Annotated in this window: 14 protein-coding genes; 11 read left to right on the top strand and 3 right to left on the bottom strand. The window is 73.8% G+C overall.

The window, feature by feature from the left end; all coding sequences use genetic code 11:
• Positions 1 to 13: 13 nt before the first annotated feature.
• The 3 genes from dnaJ to dnaK form a co-directional block, all read right to left on the bottom strand.
• Positions 14 to 1198, bottom strand: coding sequence for a molecular chaperone DnaJ (dnaJ, locus tag ACN27D_RS14320; RefSeq protein ID WP_357898308.1), 1185 nt, complete (start codon positions 1196 to 1198; stop codon positions 14 to 16).
• 79 nt (positions 1199 to 1277) lie between these two features.
• Entirely contained in the window at positions 1278 to 2015 is a 738-nt protein-coding gene (gene grpE, locus ACN27D_RS14315) for a nucleotide exchange factor GrpE (protein ID WP_120572383.1), read from the bottom strand.
• A 48-nt stretch (positions 2016 to 2063) separates the two neighbouring features.
• On the bottom strand, positions 2064 to 3926 hold the full coding sequence (gene dnaK / locus ACN27D_RS14310) for a molecular chaperone DnaK (protein ID WP_071097240.1): 1863 nt from the start codon (positions 3924 to 3926) through the stop codon (positions 2064 to 2066).
• Positions 3927 to 4136: 210 nt separating this feature from the next.
• Between dnaK and ACN27D_RS14305 the strand changes: the two genes are divergently transcribed.
• The 11 genes from ACN27D_RS14305 (at position 4137) to ACN27D_RS14255 (ending at position 19436) form a co-directional block, all read left to right on the top strand.
• Positions 4137 to 5954: an ABC transporter gene (locus ACN27D_RS14305; RefSeq protein ID WP_421499282.1), complete on the top strand. Its 1818-nt coding sequence runs from the start codon at positions 4137 to 4139 to the stop codon at positions 5952 to 5954.
• Positions 5955 to 6090: 136 nt separating this feature from the next.
• Positions 6091 to 7749, top strand: coding sequence for a GTPase (locus ACN27D_RS14300; RefSeq protein WP_421501150.1), 1659 nt, complete (start codon positions 6091 to 6093; stop codon positions 7747 to 7749).
• Between the two features lie 52 nt (positions 7750 to 7801).
• Complete coding sequence (locus tag ACN27D_RS14295; RefSeq protein ID WP_120572386.1) at positions 7802 to 9028, top strand: hypothetical protein; 1227 nt, start codon at positions 7802 to 7804, stop codon at positions 9026 to 9028.
• Positions 9029 to 9239: 211 nt separating this feature from the next.
• A complete protein-coding gene (locus ACN27D_RS14290; protein WP_421499281.1) occupies positions 9240 to 9866 on the top strand; it encodes a hypothetical protein in 627 nt (208 codons plus the stop codon).
• Positions 9867 to 10477: 611 nt separating this feature from the next.
• Positions 10478 to 11656, top strand: coding sequence for a pyruvate dehydrogenase (acetyl-transferring) E1 component subunit alpha (gene pdhA, locus ACN27D_RS14285; RefSeq protein ID WP_013283359.1), 1179 nt, complete (start codon positions 10478 to 10480; stop codon positions 11654 to 11656).
• A complete protein-coding gene (locus tag ACN27D_RS14280; protein WP_030269708.1) occupies positions 11656 to 12645 on the top strand; it encodes an alpha-ketoacid dehydrogenase subunit beta in 990 nt (329 codons plus the stop codon). The genes pdhA and ACN27D_RS14280 overlap by 1 nt, the downstream gene beginning before the upstream one ends.
• 5 nt (positions 12646 to 12650) lie before the next feature.
• A complete protein-coding gene (locus ACN27D_RS14275; protein ID WP_421501149.1) occupies positions 12651 to 14114 on the top strand; it encodes a dihydrolipoamide acetyltransferase family protein in 1464 nt (487 codons plus the stop codon).
• A gap of 223 nt (positions 14115 to 14337) precedes the next feature.
• Entirely contained in the window at positions 14338 to 14475 is a 138-nt protein-coding gene (locus ACN27D_RS14270) for a hypothetical protein (RefSeq protein WP_013283356.1), read from the top strand.
• A gap of 346 nt (positions 14476 to 14821) precedes the next feature.
• The gene (locus ACN27D_RS14265; RefSeq protein WP_421499280.1) at positions 14822 to 17602 is read left to right on the top strand and encodes an LppU/SCO3897 family protein; all 2781 of its coding nucleotides are present in this window, start codon (positions 14822 to 14824) and stop codon (positions 17600 to 17602) included.
• A 119-nt stretch (positions 17603 to 17721) separates the two neighbouring features.
• Complete coding sequence (locus tag ACN27D_RS14260; protein WP_421501232.1) at positions 17722 to 17844, top strand: hypothetical protein; 123 nt, start codon at positions 17722 to 17724, stop codon at positions 17842 to 17844.
• A gap of 44 nt (positions 17845 to 17888) precedes the next feature.
• Positions 17889 to 19436, top strand: a complete 1548-nt coding sequence (locus ACN27D_RS14255; RefSeq protein ID WP_421499279.1) for a recombinase family protein — start codon at positions 17889 to 17891, stop codon at positions 19434 to 19436.
• Positions 19437 to 19486 lie beyond the last annotated feature (50 nt).

The raw sequence follows: 19486 nt of genomic DNA, 5'->3' as shown, positions 1-19486 counted from the left end.
TCCGCTGCCGACCTCAACTGAATCGACGTACCCGCGCGTCGAGATGTTCCCGCGCGGCGGGCGGAGTCTGCGCCGCGAAGGTCTCCAGCGCCGCCCGCGCCTCGTCCGACACCTTCGCCGGGACCACCACGTCGAGCGTGACCAGCAGGTCACCGGCGCGGCCGTCCTTGCGTACGACGCCCTTGCCGCGGGCGCGCAGCACCCGCCCGCTGGGCGTACCCGGTGGCACCCGCAGGGTCACCGTCCCGTCCAGGGTCGGTACGCGCAGGTCCGTGCCGAGAACCGCCTCGGCGTACGTGATCGGGACGGTCAGGGTCAGGTCGTCCCCGGTACGCCCGAACAGCTCGTCCGGGCGGACCTTCACCTGTACGAACAGGTCACCCGCCGCACCGCCCCGCTCGCCGGGCTCACCCCGGCCGGCCAGGCGGATCCGCTGCCCGTCGGCCACACCGGCCGGGAAGCGCACGTTCAGCGTGCGGGTCTTGGTGACCCCGCCGGTGCCGTGGCACTCCGGGCACTTCTCCTCGACGATCGTGCCGACGCCCTGGCAGTTGCGGCACGGCTCGGAGAAGCTGAACGACCCCTGGTTGCGAGTGGTCACCCCGGCGCCGTGGCAGACCGGGCAGGCCACCGGCTGGGTGCCGGGCTTCGCGCCGTTGCCGTGGCAGGTGTCGCAGACCCCGGGAGCTCGCAGCGTCAGCGGCAGCGTGACGCCTCGTACCGCGTCTTCGAAGTCGAGCGCCACCTCGGTCTCGACGTCCCGGCCACGCGCCGGGCCGCGCGGCCGCGCCGGACCGCCGCCGCCTCCGCCGCCGGAGAAGATCGAGCTGAACAGGTCGGTGAAGCCGCCGCCGCTGAACCGGTTGTCGCCGGCGCCCGCGCCGCCGAACAGGTCGGAGACGTCGAACGGCATGCCGCCCGGCTGGCCCGCGCCGCGGGCGTTGCGCCGGAAGGCGCCGGAGCCGAACAGCGAGCGCATCTCGTCGTACTCGCGGCGCTTCTTCTCGTCACCGAGCACCGCGTACGCCTCGGAGACGGTCTTGAACCGCTCCTCCGCGCCGGTGTCGCCGGGGTTGTGGTCCGGGTGCGACTCCCGGGCCAACTTGCGGTACGCCTTCTTGATCTCGTCCGAGGAGGCGGACTTGTCCACGCCCAACGCGGCGTAGTAGTCCTTCTCGATCCAGTCCTTGGAACTCACCGGTCCACCCCCTTCCACGGGTCGAATCCCGGTCGTCCCGCCCGCCCGGTGCGGGCGGGCGGGACGTCACGGGTCGGCACTACTCCGGGTCCGCGACCGCGACCATGGCGGGCCGCAGCAGCCGCTCGCCGAGCTGGTAGCCGCGCCGCATGACCTGCACGCAGGTCGGCTCCGTCACGTCGGCGGAGGTCTGGTGCGCCACCGCCTCGTGCCGGGTCGGGTCGAACGGGTCACCCTTCTCGCCGAACGCGGTCAGGCCGAACTTCGTGAGCGCGCCGGTGAGCTGCTCGGCCACGCTGCCGAACGGGCCCACCAGGTCGCCGTGCTCGCGGGCCCGGTCCAGGTCGTCGAGGATCGGCAGCAGCGCGGTGAGCACCGCCCCGGTGGCCTGCTCCTGGACCAGGTTGCGGTCCCGGTCGACCCGCTTGCGGTAGTTGGCGTACTCCGCGGTCACCCGCTGGAGGTCGCGGGTGCGCTCCTCCAGGTCGGTGCGGAGCGACTCCAGCTCGGCGCCGAGCGGCGCGTCCGTGCCGGTCCCGCCCTTCGGCTCGGCGGGCGAGTCGACCACGGTCGGACCGCCGACCTCGGCCTCGCCGCCGATCTCGTCGACCACGACCTCGGCCTCCTCGACCAGCCCTTCGGCGGGCGCGTCGGCGGCCGCGTCGGCCGCCGAGGCGTCGTTCGCCGGCTGCTCGGTCACCTTGCCGAGCTTGCGCTTGTCGCGGATGACGACCCGGGGTTCGTCGCCGGTGTCCTTGCCGGCGCCCGGCGCCGACCCGGTGGCACCCGGGTCGGCCGCTCGTGGCTTGTCCGTCATGCGGTTACCTCATCCCTCTGCCGTGCGAATCGTGTCCGGGACCGGAAGTCACTTCTTGTCCTCGTCCACGATCTCCGCGTCGACCACGTCGTCGTCGCCACCGGCCTTCGGGCCACCGGCCGCACCCGCGCCGGCACCCGGCCCGGCCGCGCCCGGGGCGGTCTGCTCGCCCTCCTGCTGCTGGGCGTAGAGCAGCGAGCCCGCCTGCTGGGAGACCTGCGCCAGCTTCTCGTGGGCGGACTTGATCTTCTCGATGTCCTGCCCGCCGAGGGCGCTGCGCAGCTCGCCGAGCGCCTCGTTGAGCTGGTCACGGTTCTCGCTGGGCAGCTTGTCGCCGCTCTCGGCGAGGAACTTCTCGGTCTGCCACTGGAGCGCCTCGGCCACGTTGCGGGTCTCGGCCTCCTCACGGCGACGCTTGTCCTCGTCGGCGTGCTCCTCGGCGTCCCGGCGCATCCGCTCGATGTCGTCCTTCGGCAGCGAGGAGCCGCCGGTGATCGTCATCTTCTGCTCCTTGCCGGTGCCCAGGTCCTTGGCGTGCACGTTCACGATGCCGTTGGCGTCGATGTCGAACGTGACCTCGATCTGGGGCACGCCGCGCGGGGCCGGCGGGAGACCGGTCAGCTCGAAGGTGCCGAGCTTCTTGTTGTAGGCGGCGATGTCCCGCTCGCCCTGGAACACCTGGATCAGCACCGACGGCTGGTTGTCGTCGGCGGTGGTGAACACCTCGGAGCGCTTGGTCGGGATGGTGGTGTTGCGCTCGATGAGCTTGGTGAAGATGCCGCCCTTGGTCTCGATGCCCAGGCTCAGCGGGGTCACGTCGAGCAGCAGGACGTCCTTGACCTCGCCCTTGAGCACACCGGCCTGGAGGGCGGCGCCGACGGCGACGACCTCGTCCGGGTTGACGCCCTTGTTCGGGTCGCGGCCGGTGAGCTGCTTGACCAGGTCGGTCACGGCCGGCATACGGGTCGAGCCGCCGACCAGGATGACGTGGTCGACGTCCGAGATCTTGATGCCGGCGTCCTTGACGGCCTGCTCGAACGGGCCCTTGCAGCGGTCCAGCAGGTCCTGCGTCATGCGCTGGAACTCGGCGCGGCTGAGCGTCACGTCCAGGTGCAGCGGGCCGGCCGAACCGGCGGTGATGTACGGCAGGTTGATGTTGCTGGTGGTGGCGGCGGACAGCTCGATCTTGGCCTTCTCGGCCGCCTCCTTGAGCCGCTGCATCGCCATCTTGTCCTGCGAGAGGTCGATGCCGTGCTCGCCACGGAACGTCTTCACCAGGTGGTCGATGATGCGCTGGTCCCAGTCGTCACCACCGAGCTGGTTGTCACCGCTGGTGGACTTGACCTCCACCACGCCCTCGGCCAGCTCCAGCAGCGACACGTCGAAGGTGCCGCCACCGAGGTCGAAGACCAGGACGGTCTGCTCCTTGGAGCCCTTGTCCAGGCCGTACGCCAGGGCCGCCGCGGTCGGCTCGTTCACGATCCGCAGCACGTTGAAGCCGGCGATCTCACCGGCCTCCTTGGTGGCCTGGCGCTGCCCGTCGTTGAAGTAGGCCGGGACGGTGATCACCGCGTCGGTGATCTGCTCGCCCAGGTACGCCTCGGCGTCCCGCTTGAGCTTCATCAGCGTGCGCGCCGAGATCTCCTGCGGGGTGTACTTCTTGCCGTCGATGTCGACGGTCCAGTTGGTGCCGATCTCACGCTTGACCGACCGGATGGTCCGGTCGGGGTTGGTCACCGCCTGGCGCTTGGCGACCTCACCGACGAGCACCTCGCCGTTGCGGGCGAACGCGACGATCGAGGGAGTCGTACGCGAGCCCTCGGCGTTGGCGATGACGGTGGGCTCACCGCCCTCGAGAACGCTGACGCAGGAGTTCGTCGTGCCGAGGTCGATGCCGACCGCACGTGCCATGTTCGCTTCCTCGCTTCGTAACGGGTGAGCAGGTCAGACGGCCTGCCCGGCGGGTCGCCCGGAAGCGACCGCACCACAAGTTGAGTGAACTTGACTCAATAGTGCCACGCGATCGCCAATCCGCAAGTCGAGGTTGAGCCGACCCGGCGCAACCCGACCGTTACTACTGTCTGGTTGTCTTACCTTGCGTCGGTCGGGCACGCTTTAGCGGTGACGACGCATGGCGATTCCGCCACCCGTGCCGGCGCGCCCGCCGTCGCAGCCCGCACCGGAGCCACCACGGGCGACGACCAGCCTGCTCACGCCGCCGACGGCCTGCCCGCCGCGCTCACCGGCCTGCGCGCGGCGATCAGTGCGGCCCGCTTCCCGCTCGCCCTGCCCTCGGCCGAGCCGGCCCGGCACGCCGCCGCGAGCCTCACCGACCAGCTCGACGACTACCTGCTGCCCCGGCTGGCCCGGCTCGACGCACCGCTCCTGGTGGTCGTCGGCGGCTCCACCGGCGCCGGCAAGTCGACGCTCGTCAACAGCCTGGTCAAGGCGCGGGTCAGCGCGGCGGGGGTGCTCCGCCCCACCACCCGCTCCCCGGTGCTGGTGTGCAGCCCGACCGACGCGGCCTGGTTCCGGCAGGGCGAGCTGCTGCCCGGCCTGACCCGGACCACCGAGCCCAGCGAGCAGCCGGGCACCCTGCACCTGGTCACCGCACCGGCGCTGCCGCCCGGCCTGGCGTTCCTCGACGCGCCCGACATCGACTCGGTGGTCGACGCCAACCGGGCGCTCGCCGGTCAGCTGCTCGCCGCCGCCGACCTCTGGCTGTTCGTCACCACCGCCGCCCGGTACGCCGACGCCGTCCCCTGGGAGCTGCTCCGCAGCGCCCGCGCCCGGGGCACCGCAGTGGCGATGGTGCTGGACCGGGTACCCCCGGAGGCCGCCGACGAGATCGCCACCCACCTGTCCGAGATGCTCGCCGAGCAGGAGCTGGGCGCCTCGCCGCTGTTCGTGCTCCCGGAGACCTGGGTGGACGGGCAGGGGCTGCTGCCGGACCGGATCACCGCGCCGCTGAGCGACTGGTTCGCCCGGCTCGCCGCCGACGCCGGGGCCCGCGCCGCTGTGGTCCGGCAGACGCTCGACGGCGCGCTCGCCGCACTGCAGCCGGTGGTGGAGGCGCTGGCCGAGGCCGCCGACGAGCAGGTCACCGCCGCCGACGCGCTGGACGAGCGGGTCCAGGCCGCGTACCGGAGCGCGGAGCGGAGCGTCGACCAGGGGCTCAAGGACGGCCGGCTGCTGCGCGGCGAGGTACTGGCCCGGTGGCAGGAGTTCATCGGCACCGGCGACTTCTTCCGTGGGCTGGAGGCCCGCATCGGGCGGCTGCGCGACCGGGTGGTCGCGGCGGTCACCGGGCGGCCCGCTCCCGCCTCGGAACTGCGTACCGCGATCGAGTCCCAGCTCGTCACGCTGCTGCGCGGGGTGGCCGCCGAGGCGGCGGAGAACGCGTACACCGGCTGGAAGGCGCACCCGGCGGGCGCGGCGCTGCTGGAGCCGGACCTGGCCCACCCCTCGGCCGACCTGCCGCAGCGGGCCGAGCAGCTGGTCCGCGACTGGCAGCGCGGCGTGCTGGAGCTGGTCCGGGTCGAGGGCGGCGACCGGCGGTTCGTGGCCCGCACGGCCGCATACGCGGTGAACGCCACCGGCCTCGCGGTCATGATCGGCGTGTTCGCCTCCACCGCGTTCATCCCCACCGGGCTGGAGGTCGCCGCAGGCACCGGCACGGCGGTGGCCGGGCAGACCGTGCTCCAGGCGATCTTCGGCGACCAGGCGGTCCGCAACCTGGCCCGCAAGGCCCGCGTCGACCTGCTCGACCGGGTCGGCAAGCTGCTGGCCGAGGAGGCCGCGCGCTACCTGAGCCGCACCGAGGCCGAGCGCCCGGCCGCCAACGCCGGTGCGGCGCTGCGCTGGGCCGCCGTAGAGGTCGAGCGGGCCCGGCACCGCAGCGGTCTGTTCCCGGGCCCCGAGCAGGACGGTCGCCCGTGAGCGCGAGGAGTGAGCCGGTTCTGCGAGCCCCGCAGTCGCGAGCAGAAACCGGCCCCGTGAGCGCGAGGAGTGAGCCGGTTCTGCGAGCCCCGCAGTCGCGAGCAAGGAAGGCACCGTGAGCAACATCGTGGGACGGATGCGCGAGGCGATGCGGGGTGAGCAACGGGTCGACCCGGACACCCTGATCGAACGGCTGACCGCGATCCAGCGGTTCCTCGCGGCGGTGGACGGCGACGTGCCCGACGCCCAGCTCGTCGCCGCGCACACGGTGGTCGAGCGCGCCGGTGACCGGCTCGCGCTCTCCGGCCGGCACACGGTGGTAGCGCTGGCCGGTGCGACCGGCAGCGGCAAGTCGAGCCTGTTCAACTCGCTGGCGCGGCTCGACCTCTCGCCGGTGGGCGTACGCCGGCCGACGACAGGTGTCGCGCACGCCTGCGTGTGGGGCCCGCTCGACGGCGCGGTCCGGCTGCTCGACTGGGTCGGGGTGCTGCCCCGGCACCGGTTCGTCCGGGAGAGCCCGCTGGACGCCGACGACGAGTCGAACCTGCACGGCCTCGTCCTGCTCGACCTGCCCGACTTCGACTCGGTGCAGCACGGCCACCGGCTGGAGGTCGACCGCCTGCTCGGACTGGTCGACCTCGTGGTGTGGGTGGTCGACCCGCAGAAGTACGCCGACCGCGTGATCCACACCAGCTACCTGCGCGAGTTCCACAGGCACAAGGACGTCACGGTCGTGGTGCTCAACCAGGCCGACCGGCTGCACCCGACCGAGCTGCCGAAGGTTCTCGACGACCTGCGCCGGCTGCTCGACGCCGACGGGCTGGGCGGGGTGCCGCTGCTGCCGACCGTCGCGGTGGACCCGAACGGGCTGGACGGGCTGCGGGCCGAACTGGAGCGTACGGTCGCCGAACGGCAGGCCGCCCTGCGCCGGCTCTCCGGCGACGTGGACGCCGTGGTGGCCGATCTCGAACCGCTCGTGGGGCCGGAGCCGCCGCGCACCCGGCCCGGTGACGCATCGGCGCAGGAGCTGACCCGGGCCCTCGCCGGGGCGGCCGGGGTGCCGACGGTGGCGGCGGCGGTCGAGGGCGCGTACCGGCACCGGGCGGTCGGCAACACCGGCTGGCCGATGCTGCGGAGCTGGCGCAAGCTGCGGCCGGATCCGCTGCGCCGGTTGCACCTCTCCGGGCGGGACCCGGACGCGCCGGCGGAGAGCCTGGTCGCGGCGACCTCCGTACCCGATCCGACAGCCGCGCAGCGCTCGGCGCTGACGCTGGCGATCCGCGCGGTGGCCGACCGGTCCGGCGCCGGTCTGCCGGCGCCGTGGCCGGCCGCGGTGACCGCCGCGGCCCGGGCCCGGCAGGCCGACCTGCCGGGCGCGCTCGACCACGCGGTCGCCGCGACCGACCTGGGCATGGACCGGCGGCCCGCCTGGTGGCGGGTGGTGGGCGTGATCCAGTGGGTGGTCACCCTCGCCGCGCTGGCCGGCCTGGCCTGGCTGGTCCTGGGGTACGCGCTGCGCCTGCTCGGCCTGCCGGAGCTGGAACACCCGACGCTCGGCGTGGTGCCCTGGCCCACCGTCCTGCTGCTCGGTGGCCTGCTGGCCGGGCTGCTCGTCGCGGCGGTCACCCGGCCGGTGGTGGGGTGGGCCGCGCGGCGGGCCCGGCGGCGGGCCGAGGAGCGCCTGCTCACCTCGGTGGGCAGCGTCGGGGAGAAGTACGTGCTGGACCCGGTCTGGGCGGTGCTGGCGCGCTACGGCACGGCCCGGGAGGCGCTGCGCGAGGCGCGACCGCGCTGAACCCGGCGTGCTGACCGGTGTGGGGGCGGCCGGTGCGGCGTAGGGTCGATGCATGGCCACGCCACAGACCCCCTACGACGCGGTGCTGCACGCCGCGCGCGACGTGACGAGGCTCGACTCGGCCCTGGACGCGGAGATGCTCGGCGCCGCGTTGCTGGGCAGCGTCTACGCCGTCGCGGAGCACGACCGGGAGCAGGCCGTCCGCGAGTTCGTCACCGGCTTCCTCGCCGCCACGTCCCGGCGCCGCAGCGCCGCCGCGACCACACTGCGGGCCGTCTTCGCCGCCCTGGTGCCCGACGCCGAGGGCGCCGCCCGGGTCCGGCCCGGCGCGTACGCCCCGTCGTGGGCCGGCCAGCTCGGCCGGGTGCGCGTCACCGGCGCCTGGGCCTACGGCGACGTGTACGGCGACCAGACCTCCTACCTCGCCACGTTCGCGTACGACGACGAGGAGGAGGGCGGCCCGGAGCACGCCCTGGTGGCCCTCGTCGACCACAACATCGGCATCACCAAGGACGTCTTCGTCGGCGGCCCGGCCGGACGGATCGTCGAGCAGGCCCGGGAGATCTGCACCGAGGACGAGTTCACCTGGTTCCGCACCGAGGACCCGGCCCGGATGCACGCCGAGGTGAGCCGCCACCTGGCGGTCACCGACGACCTCGCCGAGCTGCCCGCGCAGGGCTCGCTCGCCACCGACCGGGCGCTCGTGGGCGCCCGCCTCGCCGCACTGCCCGGGCCGACCCCGCCGGCCGGTCCGGCGGTCGTGCCGCCGCCCACCGACGAGGAGCGCACCCGCCTGGTCCGCGCCTTCCTCGACTCGCCCGAGGCGACCCGCTTCGGCCTGCCCGAGGTGGCCGACGGCGAGCTGGCCTCCCTGCACTTCTGCCTCGGCCTACTGCTCGACCACGCGGCCAGCTTCCCGGACGCCGACCCGATGCGGTGGAGCCCGATGGTCGCCGAGCTGTTCCTGCTCGACTGGGTGCACCGCCGGGCCGTGCTGGACATGGACGACGCGGCGATGCTGCCCCGGGTGCTACGCGCCTGGGCGGCGTACGCGGCCCGGCAGCGCGGGCTGTCGCAGTCGGCGGCCGCCCGGACGGACGAGGCGATCACCGAGATGGTCCCGGAGTTCGCGCGGCTCTACAGCACCGGCGAGCGGCGCAGCCCGGCCACCGCGGCGGTGGCCCAGCTCATGGCGGACGGGGTGGACCCGGACGACCCGGAGGCGCTGAACGCCTGGATCGAGGCGAACCGCCACCGCCTCACCGACGACCCGGCCTAGGCATTCGCGCCCGCATGATCGGCACCACCTCGGCGAGGTGGCTGCATCAGCCCGACCGGAACCACACCACCACGCCGTAATGGTGTCGATCATGCGCCCTGCCAATCCCCGGGCCACCTCACGCCCTCGTTGATCCACACCAGCTCGGCGAAGTGGCTGCATCGGGCCGGTCGGAACCACACCACCACGGCGAAGTGGTGTCGATCATGAGGTGGGGGAAACCGACCGGCTGGCCGGGCCGGACGGATCGGCGGAGCTCGACGGACCGGCGGGACCGGACGGATCGGCGGGACCGGACGGATCCGGTGGACCGGACGTACCCGATGGGCCGGAGGGCTCGGACGTCGGTTCCGACGAGGGCTCGGAGGTGGCCGTCGGCTCGGCGGTCGTGACGGACGGCTCCGGGCTCGGGCTCGGGCTCGGCGTACCCGGATCCGACGGCGACGGCGACGGCGTCGGCGAGGGCACCGGGGACGGACGCGGCGGGCGGACCGGGGTGGGCCGGACCGGCGCGGACGGCGGTGGCGGCGCGGCGACCGGGCGGGACCGGTGCCGGGCGCCGAGGTCGCTGTCGTCGGGCAGGGCCGGCGCCGCCGGGAGCACCGGCCGGGCCGGGGGCACCGAGGTCACGTCGACGGCGGGCGTGGGCGTGGACGGCGCCGGGGCCTGGGTGCCCCGGGGCATCGGGATGACCACCGGGCCGACCGAGGGGGTCGGCAGGAACGGGGTGCTGGTGTCGGGGAGGGCGCTGTTGCCGACGCTGGCCGATCCGGTGCTGATCGCAGCGAGGATCGGCATCGAAGCGGTGCCGGCGAGCAACGCCACGGTGAGCAGGTAGCCGCGGCTGGGGCCGCCTGTTCCGGGGGCGCGGTGCGCGCCCACGACCCGACGGTACGGGGAGGCGGGCAGCGCCCGGTGCCGGCCGAGGAAGGGCGTACCGGGCGGACCCTCTGGTTCGGACACCGGCACACTCCTCACGACGGACGGGACGGGAGAGCACGCGCGGATATTAGGACAAATGCCGCGCGGAGGCTCATCGCCAGCTTGACCCAGTGACGCTCAGTTCACCAGCCGCAACCGCGTGTCGACACACATTTTGTACGTCGGCCGCACCCGCCACTGCGGACAAAAGCGCTTATCCGTCATGAACCCGATGGAACCTCACCGGCGAGGGAGGCCATACTGTGGGCCCGCTCACCTCCTCTGCAATCATTCAGACACGACGGCAACGCAGCCGCCACCTCCGCGTACCCCGCGGCTGGTGCGGAACGGCGCCGGCGCTCCCGGGCCTGGGTCTGTCACCGACCGACTCCGGCTCACGCCGCGCGGCAACCCCTACCGGGGTCAGGCGCGGTCGCCAGGGACCGACCCGGCACCAGCCGGGCGGGCGCACGAGGTGCTCGGCTCGGGTAACCCCCGGCGCCGGCGCAGACAGACAGGGAGAGACGGATGGCAAAGGGCGACCCCGGGGCCGCCACCCGCAGCAAGCGGGCCGCACCCCGCACCAGACGCGCCGCCGCGACCGGTGAACCGGAACTCGTACAGCTGCTGACCCCCGAGGGTGAGCGGATCGAGAGCGCGCTCGGCCCGGACGGGACCGAGTACCGCGTCGACTTCACCGACGAGGAGTACCGCGGGCTCTACCGCGACCTCGTGCTGGTCCGCAAGCTGGACGCCGAGGCCACCGCCCTGCAGCGCCAGGGCGAGCTGGGCCTGTGGGCCAGCCTGCTGGGCCAGGAGGCCGCGCAGGTCGGCTCCGGCCGGGCACTGCGCACCCAGGACATGGCCTTCCCGACCTACCGCGAGCACGGCGTGCTCTACTGCCGCGGCATCGACCCGATCATGCCGCTGGGCCTGTTCCGCGGCGTCGACCAGGGCGGCTGGGACCCGAACGAGTTCAAGTTCAACATGTACACGATCGTCATCGGGGCGCAGACCCTGCACGCGACCGGGTACGCCATGGGTGTCGCCATGGACGGCAAGACCGGCGGCGAGGACGGCGAGGCGGTCATCGCCTACTTCGGCGACGGCGCCACCAGCCAGGGCGACGTCAACGAGTCGTTCGTCTGGGCCAGCGTCTTCAACGCCCCGCTGGTGTTCTTCTGCCAGAACAACCAGTACGCCATCTCCGAGCCGCTGGAGCGGCAGACCCGCGTGCCGCTGTACCGGCGCGCCGGCGGGTTCGGCTTCCCCGGCGTCCGGGTGGACGGCAACGACGTGCTCGCGTCGTACGCGGTGACCCGGCACGCGCTGGACAACGCGCGCAACGGCCAGGGCCCGAGCCTGATCGAGGCGTACACCTACCGGATGGGCGCGCACACCACCTCCGACGACCCGACCCGCTACCGCATCGCCAGCGAGGTCGAGGCGTGGCAGGCCAAGGACCCGATCGCCCGGATGAAGGCGTTCCTCACCAAGCAGAAGATCGCCGACGAGTCGTTCTTCACCGAGGTCGACGAGCAGGCCCGCACCGAGTCCGTGCACCTGCGCGAGCGGGTGCTCGCCATGCCCGACCCGCAGCCGGTGACCATGTTCGACCACGTCTACCCCAACGGCTCTCCCGAGCTGGACGAGCAGCGGGCCCGGTTCACGCAGTACATGGAGTCCTTCGAGGGGAGCGCGCACTGATGGCCACGGAGACGCTCACCCTCGGCAAGGCGCTCAACACCGGCCTGCGGCGGGCCCTGGAGAACGACCCCAAGGTCGTCATCATGGGCGAGGACGTCGGCAAGCTCGGCGGCGTGTTCCGGATCACCGACGGCCTCCAGAAGGACTTCGGCGACCAGCGCGTGATCGACACCCCGCTGGCCGAGTCCGGCATCATCGGCACCGCCGTCGGCCTGGCCATCCGCGGCTTCCGGCCGGTCTGCGAGATCCAGTTCGACGGCTTCGTCTACCCCGCGTACGACCAGATCGTGTCGCAGGTGGCGAAGATGCACTACCGCTCGCAGGGCAAGGTGCGGATCCCCATGGTCATCCGCATCCCGTTCGGCGGCGGCATCGGCGCGGTCGAGCACCACTCCGAGTCGCCCGAGGCGTACTTCGCGCACACCGCCGGTCTCAAGGTGGTGAGCTGCGCGAACCCGCAGGACGCGTACGTGATGATCCAGCAGGCGATCGCGTCGGACGACCCGATCGTGTTCCTGGAGCCGAAGCGGCGCTACTGGGAGAAGGGTCCGGTGGACCTGGACGCGCCGATCGCCGACGCGTACCCGCTGCACTCGGCCCGGGTCGCGCGGCCCGGCACCGACGCGACGGTGCTGGCGTACGGCCCGATGGTGCGTACCGCGCTCGACGCGGCCACCGCCGCCGCCGAGGACGGCCGTGAGCTGGAGGTCATCGACCTGCGCACGATCTCGCCGCTGGACCTGACCGCCGCGTACGAGTCGGTGCGGCGTACCGGCCGCTGCGTGGTCGTGCACGAGGCCCCGGGCAACCTGGGTCTCGGGTCGGAGATCGCGGCCCGGATCACCGAGGAGTGCTTCTACTCCCTGGAGTCCCCGGTGCTGCGGGTGACCGGCTTCGACACCCCCTACCCGGCCGCCCGGGTGGAGGAGGAGTACCTGCCCGACCTGGACCGGGTGCTCGACGCCGTCGACCGCACGTTCGGCTGGTGAGCGGCATGTCCCGGATCAAGGAGTTCAACCTTCCCGACCTGGGCGAGGGCCTGACCGAGGGCGAGATCCTCGCGTGGCTGGTCAAGGTCGGCGACGACATCGAGCTGAACCAGCCGATCGTCGAGGTGGAGACCGCCAAGGCGGCGGTCGAGATCCCGGCGAAGTGGGCCGGCCGGGTGCAGGCGATCTTCCACCCGGAGGGGTCGACGGTCGAGGTCGGCGTGCCGATCATCGCGATCGACACCGACCCGAACGCCGGGCCGATCGAGGAGTCGACCACCGCCACCCCGGCGTCGGAGCTGCCCACCCCGTCGGCCGCGTCGCTGGCCGCGGTCCAGGTCGCGCCCGCCGAGGGCATGGTCGAGCCGGGTCTGATCGGCGGTGTCGCCCCGGGTGGGCGTACCGCGGTGCTGGTCGGCTACGGCCCGCGCAACGCCCCGGCCAAGCGCCGCCCGCGCAAGGGCGACGCGCCGGCACCGGCTCAGGCCGCCGCCCCGGTGGCACCCGTTCCTGTCGCTCCCGCCCCGGTGGCGCCCGCCCCCGCGCCGGCGGTCAACGGCAACGGCCGGGTCTCCGGCCCGGTGCTGGCCAAGCCGCCGGTCCGCAAGCTGGCGAAGGATCTCGGCATCGACCTGGCCACGCTCACCGGCTCGGGTCCGCTCGGCTCGATCACCCGTGAGGACGTACAGCGGGCGGCGAGCGCGGCCCCGGCGGCGGCCGAGCCGCTGACGGTCGCGGCACCGGCCGCGGCGGCCGCGAGCTTCGGCGCGGACCGCGAGCAGCGCATCCCGGTCAAGGGGGTACGCAAGCTCACCGCGGAGAACATGGCCCGCTCGGCGTTCACCGCGCCGCACGTCACGGAGTTCCTGACCGTCGACGTGACCCGGGCGATGAAGGCGCTGGACCGGCTCCGCGACCGGCGCGAGTGGCGCGACGTGCGCGTCTCGCCGCTGCTGCTGGTCGCCAAGGCGGTGCTGCTGGCGGTCAAGCGGCACCCGATGGTCAACTCGACCTGGGCCGGCGACGAGATCGTGGTGAAGGAGTACGTCAACCTCGGCATCGCGGCGGCCACCGAGCGTGGCCTGATCGTGCCGAACATCAAGGACGCCGGGCGGCTCTCGCTGCGCGAGCTGGCGGACGCGATGACGGATCTGGTGCAGACCGCGAAGTCGGGGAAGACGTCCCCGGCGGACATGTCCGGCGGCACGCTCACCATCACCAACGTCGGCGTCTTCGGCGTGGACACCGGTACGCCGATCCTGCCCCCGGGCGAGTCGGCGATCCTCGCCTTCGGCGCGGTACGGGAGCAGCCGTGGGTGCACAAGGGCAAGGTGAAGCCGCGCCTGGTGACCACGCTGGGCCTGTCCTTCGACCACCGGATCATCGACGGTGAGCTGGGCTCGAAGTTCCTCCGCGACATCGGCGACTTCCTGGCCGACCCGGAGGCGGCGCTGCTCGCCTGGACCTGACGCACCACGCTCCGGTCACGGCCGGTGTGCCAAGGGTGAACGCCCGGCACACCGGCCGTGACTTTTTTGGGAACGGATTCGTCGGATCTGAGGGTGTGAACACCTACGATCCGTAGGTACGTGGTTCAGCTCACCTAATAATCGATGGCGATGGGCGTCCCGGTGCGCTTAAATAGAGACATCAAGGGGCTGACAACCGAATAGCCAGGAGGAGAGACCCAAGATGAGCATGATCGAGCGAATCCGCACCCGCCGCGACGCCAACCGCCGCGCCCGCGCCATCGAGCACGCGCTGCGCTCCGCCAACTCGCCCGCGGTCCGCGAGGAGCTTCTCGCCATCGCCCAGCGTCACATGAGCTGACGCCATCGACCTTTCTCACCTCCTCCAGTCCGAAGACCCGCCCGGCACCGGGCGGGTCTTCGGCGTATCGGCATCGGTCGGCACCGGGATTCCACCTCGCTCCACCGCCCGGTACGGTTGGCACGGTCGCCAACCGGTTGGTTCCGGGCCGACGCGGGCAAGTGAAACCCATCGACGTCGTCCGGTGACCGACGGTGACGGCTGATGCTCCCCGGGCGGCTCCGGGCGACCACCGGATACGGTGCGGGGAGCCCGCACGGCCGGTACCCGCCGGCGACGCCGGTAGCCATGCCGACGGTTCCCCGACCGGCATCGGCGGCCGACCTGTGATGGAGGAGGCGCACCCATGACGTCCGAGGCTCCGCACCGCCCCGGCCAGGAGCCGGGCGAGGTGTCGCCGGGCACCGGCGGACCGGTGCCGTACGGCGATCAGCCGGCGCAGCAGGACAACGGGTACAACGGCGCGCCCGACCTCGGCTGGGCACCGCCCCCGCCGGCCGGTCGGCCCGCGCAGCCGGCCCCGGCCTGGGCCGCGAACGACGACCAGCCGCCCGCGTGGGCCCCGCCCGCGGGCCAGCCGGTGACCGGGCGGGCCACCGCCCAGGTCCCGCAGCCCGCCTGGGGCGGCACCGACCAGGGCAGTCCCGCCTGGGCCGGTTCCGGTGGCCCCGCCTGGGGCAGCCAGGAGCAGTCCGGCCCGGACCGCGGCGCCGAGCAGGCTCCGCCCGCCTGGGCCGCCACGCCGCCGGGCAGCCCGGCCGAGCCGTCGCAGGCCCCCTGGGCCGCCGAGCAGAACCGTCCCGGATGGAACTCCGGCGAACAGCAGCAGGGCTGGTCTCCGTCCGGTGACCCGGCCGCCCGCGGCACCGGATACGTGCCCGCCCCGGCCACCGTGCCGAACGAGACCTGGGTCACGCCCGCCCCCGCGGACGACCCGCACCGCTCCGGCGGCTTCGCGCCCACCGGCGGGCAGCACGAGGACGCCTCCGGTCGCGCCGGTGGCTGGGCCGCCACCCCGCCGCCGGACGACCCGAACCGCTCCGGTGGCTGGACCCCGCGCGACGAGCAGCCCGCCGCGCCCGACGACCCGAACCGCTCGGGCGGCTGGACCCCACGCGAGAGCCAGCCGGCCTGGGCGCCGGGCCAGCAGACCGGCGCCACCTGGCCGCCGGCCGACCCGCCCGCCCGTGCCGCCGCCGCGGTCTCGGTGCCCGGCACCGCCCGGCCGGACAACGCCTGGTCCACTCCGGAGCAGTCCGATCAGGACAACCGCTCCACCGAGGACAGCGGTGGCTGGCGGGCGACCGCTGGGCCGCAGCACGACGAGGGACAGCGTTCCGGCGGCTGGCCCGCACCGCAGGCCGAGAACCGGTCCGGCGGCTGGGACGAGCCGGCCCGCACCGAGGACCCGGACCGCTCCGGCGGCTGGGCCGCCGGGCGCGCCGCGAACCCCGCCGAGCCGGCACAGCCGGGCGGCTGGGAACCGAACCGGCAGTCCGGCGGCTGGGGCGACGGCGCCGCCGTACCGCAGCAGCGTGACTCCGGCGAGCAGGCCGGCGCCTGGAGCGGCGCGGCCTCCGTACCGCAGCAGCACGAGCCCGGGCGGCCGTCGGACGAGCCGGCGCAGCCCGCCTGGGGCGCCGCCGCGCCGGCCGAGGCCCGCGCGAGCGTGTCCGTGCCGTCGACCGACGCACCCGCCGGCTGGGGCGGCAACCAGGACGAGCGTGCCCCCGAGCCGTGGTCGCCGGCCGAGGCGTGGGGCCGGTCCGAGGACTCCGCCCCGGCCTACCAGCCCGCCCCCGCGCCGGGCATCTCTCCCGGCAACGCCGTGCCGCTTCCGGCGCAGCAGCAGCGGGTGCCGGGCGCCGCGCTCGCCGCGTCGCCGCCCACCGACCACCCGGGCACCGAACCCCAGGGGTACGAGCCGGAGCGCGGCGACGGTGCCTGGGGCGCGTCCCGTGCCGAGGAGCCGCAGTCGCCCGCCGTTCCCGGACCGCGTACCTCCCCGGAGGGCGGCCCGGTCTCGGCGAGCGCGTCGGTCCCGGTGGCCAGCCGGGTCACCCCGCCGTCCGACCAGCCGCTGCCGACCAGCGGCCCCACGCCGCAGCCCCGGGTGTACGGCCGGCCCGCCCGCCCGGAGCCCGAGGACGCCCCCGAGCAGGACGAGCCCGGGTTCCCCGGCCAGGACGGGGCGCCCGGCAACGGCTTCCCCGGTCCGCAGTCGCGCTCCGAGGACGCCGACGGCCCGCACGGGTACGCCGGCGCGCCCTCCTCGCCCGCCGCGCCGCCGTCGTTCCCGGTCGGGGTGCCGTCCTTCGTGGACCCGCCCGGCAACACCCGTCCCGCCAACGGCGTGCACCCGGGCGGCGAGCAGCCCGACGCCGGCCGTGACCCGTTCGGCGGCCAGCAGAGCCCGTACGGCGCTCCCGGCGGCCAGGACCCGTTCGGCGGCCCGGGTGGCCGGCCGGACCCGTTCGGCGCGCCGGGCGGCCAGCCCGAGCCGTTCGGCGGCCCCGGCGGCCAGCAGGACGCGTTCGGCGGCCCCGGCGGGCAGCAGGCGCCGTTCGGCAGCCCGGCCGGTCGGCCGGAGCCGTTCGGCGAGCCGGACCGGTTCGGCCCGTCGGCCGGTGGACGTGCCTCGGTCGCGGTACCCGGCCAGGGTCCGGCGGGTGGCGCGAACGCCTTCCCGCCGCCGCCCCAGCAGGCGCCGCCGGCCTGGTCGCAGGACGGGCCCGGCACCGAGCCGGAGCAGGGCCGCTTCGACGCGTTCAAGCCGGATGCCACCGAGTCGCAGACCGAGGCGCCCCCGCCGAAGGTGCGCAACGGCCGGGTGCTCGCCGCCGTGCTGGTCGCGGCGGTACTCATCCTCGCCGTGCCGCTCGGTCTGCTGACGCTGCTCGGCAAGGTCGGCGACGACAAGCCGGCCGGTTTCGACCCGGCGGTCGGCTCCTGCGTGAAGCAGTCCGGCACGAGCGCGGTGGCCGCCGACTGCGGTGAGCCGGGCGCGTTCAGCGTGGTGTCGAAGGTGGACAACAAGGACAAGTGCGCCGATCTGTCGCAGCCCTCGGTGTCGGTCGAGGGCGGCGGGACCACCCGGGTCCTCTGCCTGAAGCCCGCCGGCCAGTAACCGCACGTACGCGGAGCGCCCATCCCCCGCCGGGGTGGGCGCTCCGCGCCGTTCCGGTGTGCGTCTGTTCACCCCGGGATCGCCGGGAGCGCGCCGGGCCGGTGCGGCACGATGGGGGCATGAGCGCACGCGTACGGGCACCGGAACTGCGGGGTCGGGCCCGGCTGAACACCGGCGGCAGGGCCGTCACGCTGGCCGACCTGCGGGGCAAGATCGTTATGCTCGACTTCTGGAAGTCCTAGAAGAAGCTTGCAACTTCCCCGCCGAGGGTCCTAACGTCCTCGACATGTCTCACCATGAACACCTCGCTGACCTGTATCTGCGTCTATCCCTCGACCGCGAGGGCAAAACCGCGATCGAACGCCAGGAGGCCGACTGCCGAGCCTGGTGCGCCCGTAACGGGCTGGAAGTCCGCGCCGTGCATATCGACCGGGGCCGCTCCGGCTACAAGGCCGTCGACCGCGCTGGCTTCGACTCCGCGATGTCCGCGCTCACGACCGGCACCGTCGGGACCCTGGTCGTCTGGAAGGTCGACCGCCTGTCCCGGCGTGGCATGGGCCAGGTCGGGCAGGTCCTGGACCAGGTCGAGAAAGTCGGTGGGCGAATCGTCTTCGTACGGGACGGCCTCGACACGTCGCACCAGCAATCCCGCCTGGTCCTGGCCCTCCTGTCCGAGGTCGCCCGCAGCGAATCCGCGAACATCGGCCTTCGCGTCGCCTCGGCGAAGGCCCACCTACGCAACCTCGGCCGATGGATCGGCGGACAGCCGCCGTACGGCCTCGCCGTCACCGAGGACGGACGCCTAGACCACGACCCGCGTACCGCGCCGACCGCCCGTGAGATCGCCGAGCGCGCTCTGTCCGGCGAGCCGCTGGTGAAGATCGCCCGTGACCTGAACGCCCGCGAGATCCCCGCGACTCGCGGCGGAAAGTGGGGCGTCGGGTCCCTGTCGGTTCTGCTCAAGTCCCCTGCGTTCGCCGGGCTACTGCCAGAGACCGTCAAGCGCGACGGGAAGTACACGGGGAAGGTCGTCCCCTGGCGCGACCCCGAGACCGGCGAGACCGTCGAGATTGGTCGGGGGATCATCACCCCCGCCGAGCAGCTGCAGGTCGCCCGCCTCCTGGAAGCCCGCACCGTCGCCGACCCGACGGGCCGCGCCCGGGGCGTCCGGGCCCAAACGTCTCACCTCCTGACGGGCTATCTGCGGTGCGGGGGCTGCGGGGGTCGCATGTCGGCCGCCGGTCAGTCCTACGTCTGCCAGGCCCGTCGCCTCGGCCACCCGTGCCCGGCGCACACCACGGCAATGGTCCCCGCCGTAGACCGCGCCGTAGTCGACGCCTTCATTAACCGCCTGGCCGCGACCGAGCCCGGGGACACCCTGCTAGACGCCGTCGCCGAACGCTGGGTAGCCCGACATGACCCGGAAGTGATCCGCGAGCGGGCGACGATCACAACCGCGCTGGACGAAGCTAACGCCGCCCTGGTCGACCTAGAGGACGCCCGCTATCTGCGCGGTGAGTTCGTCGGACCCGAGGCCGTCCAGCGGTGGACCCGTCTACACGAACGGCTGACCGCCCGGGTTGCGGGGCTGCGCCGCAACCTGGCCGACTTCCCGTTGCCCGAGGCCGATATCTCCCCGCTACTAGACCCGGTCCTGGCCCGGGAAGCGTGGGACGCCGCCAGCGTCGCTGACCGCCGCGACCTCCTCGGCCTGGCCCTGAACGCCGTAACCGTCGCCCCCGCGAACGGCCGCCGGGGCGTGCGATTCGACCCCGCCACCCGCCTGCGCTTCACGTGGGCCGACGAACCCGATCCCGCGTCCCCGGACGCCTAAGACCTCACCCCGACAACCAAATAAGGCGGGCCCCGGAAAGGCGACTGCAA

The sequence above is a fragment of the Micromonospora sp. WMMD1274 genome (assembly GCF_049179035.1).
In the GTDB taxonomy this organism is placed as follows: Bacteria; Actinomycetota; Actinomycetes; order Mycobacteriales; family Micromonosporaceae; genus Micromonospora; species Micromonospora tulbaghiae.
This window is presented reverse-complemented; position numbering and strand designations above follow the sequence as displayed.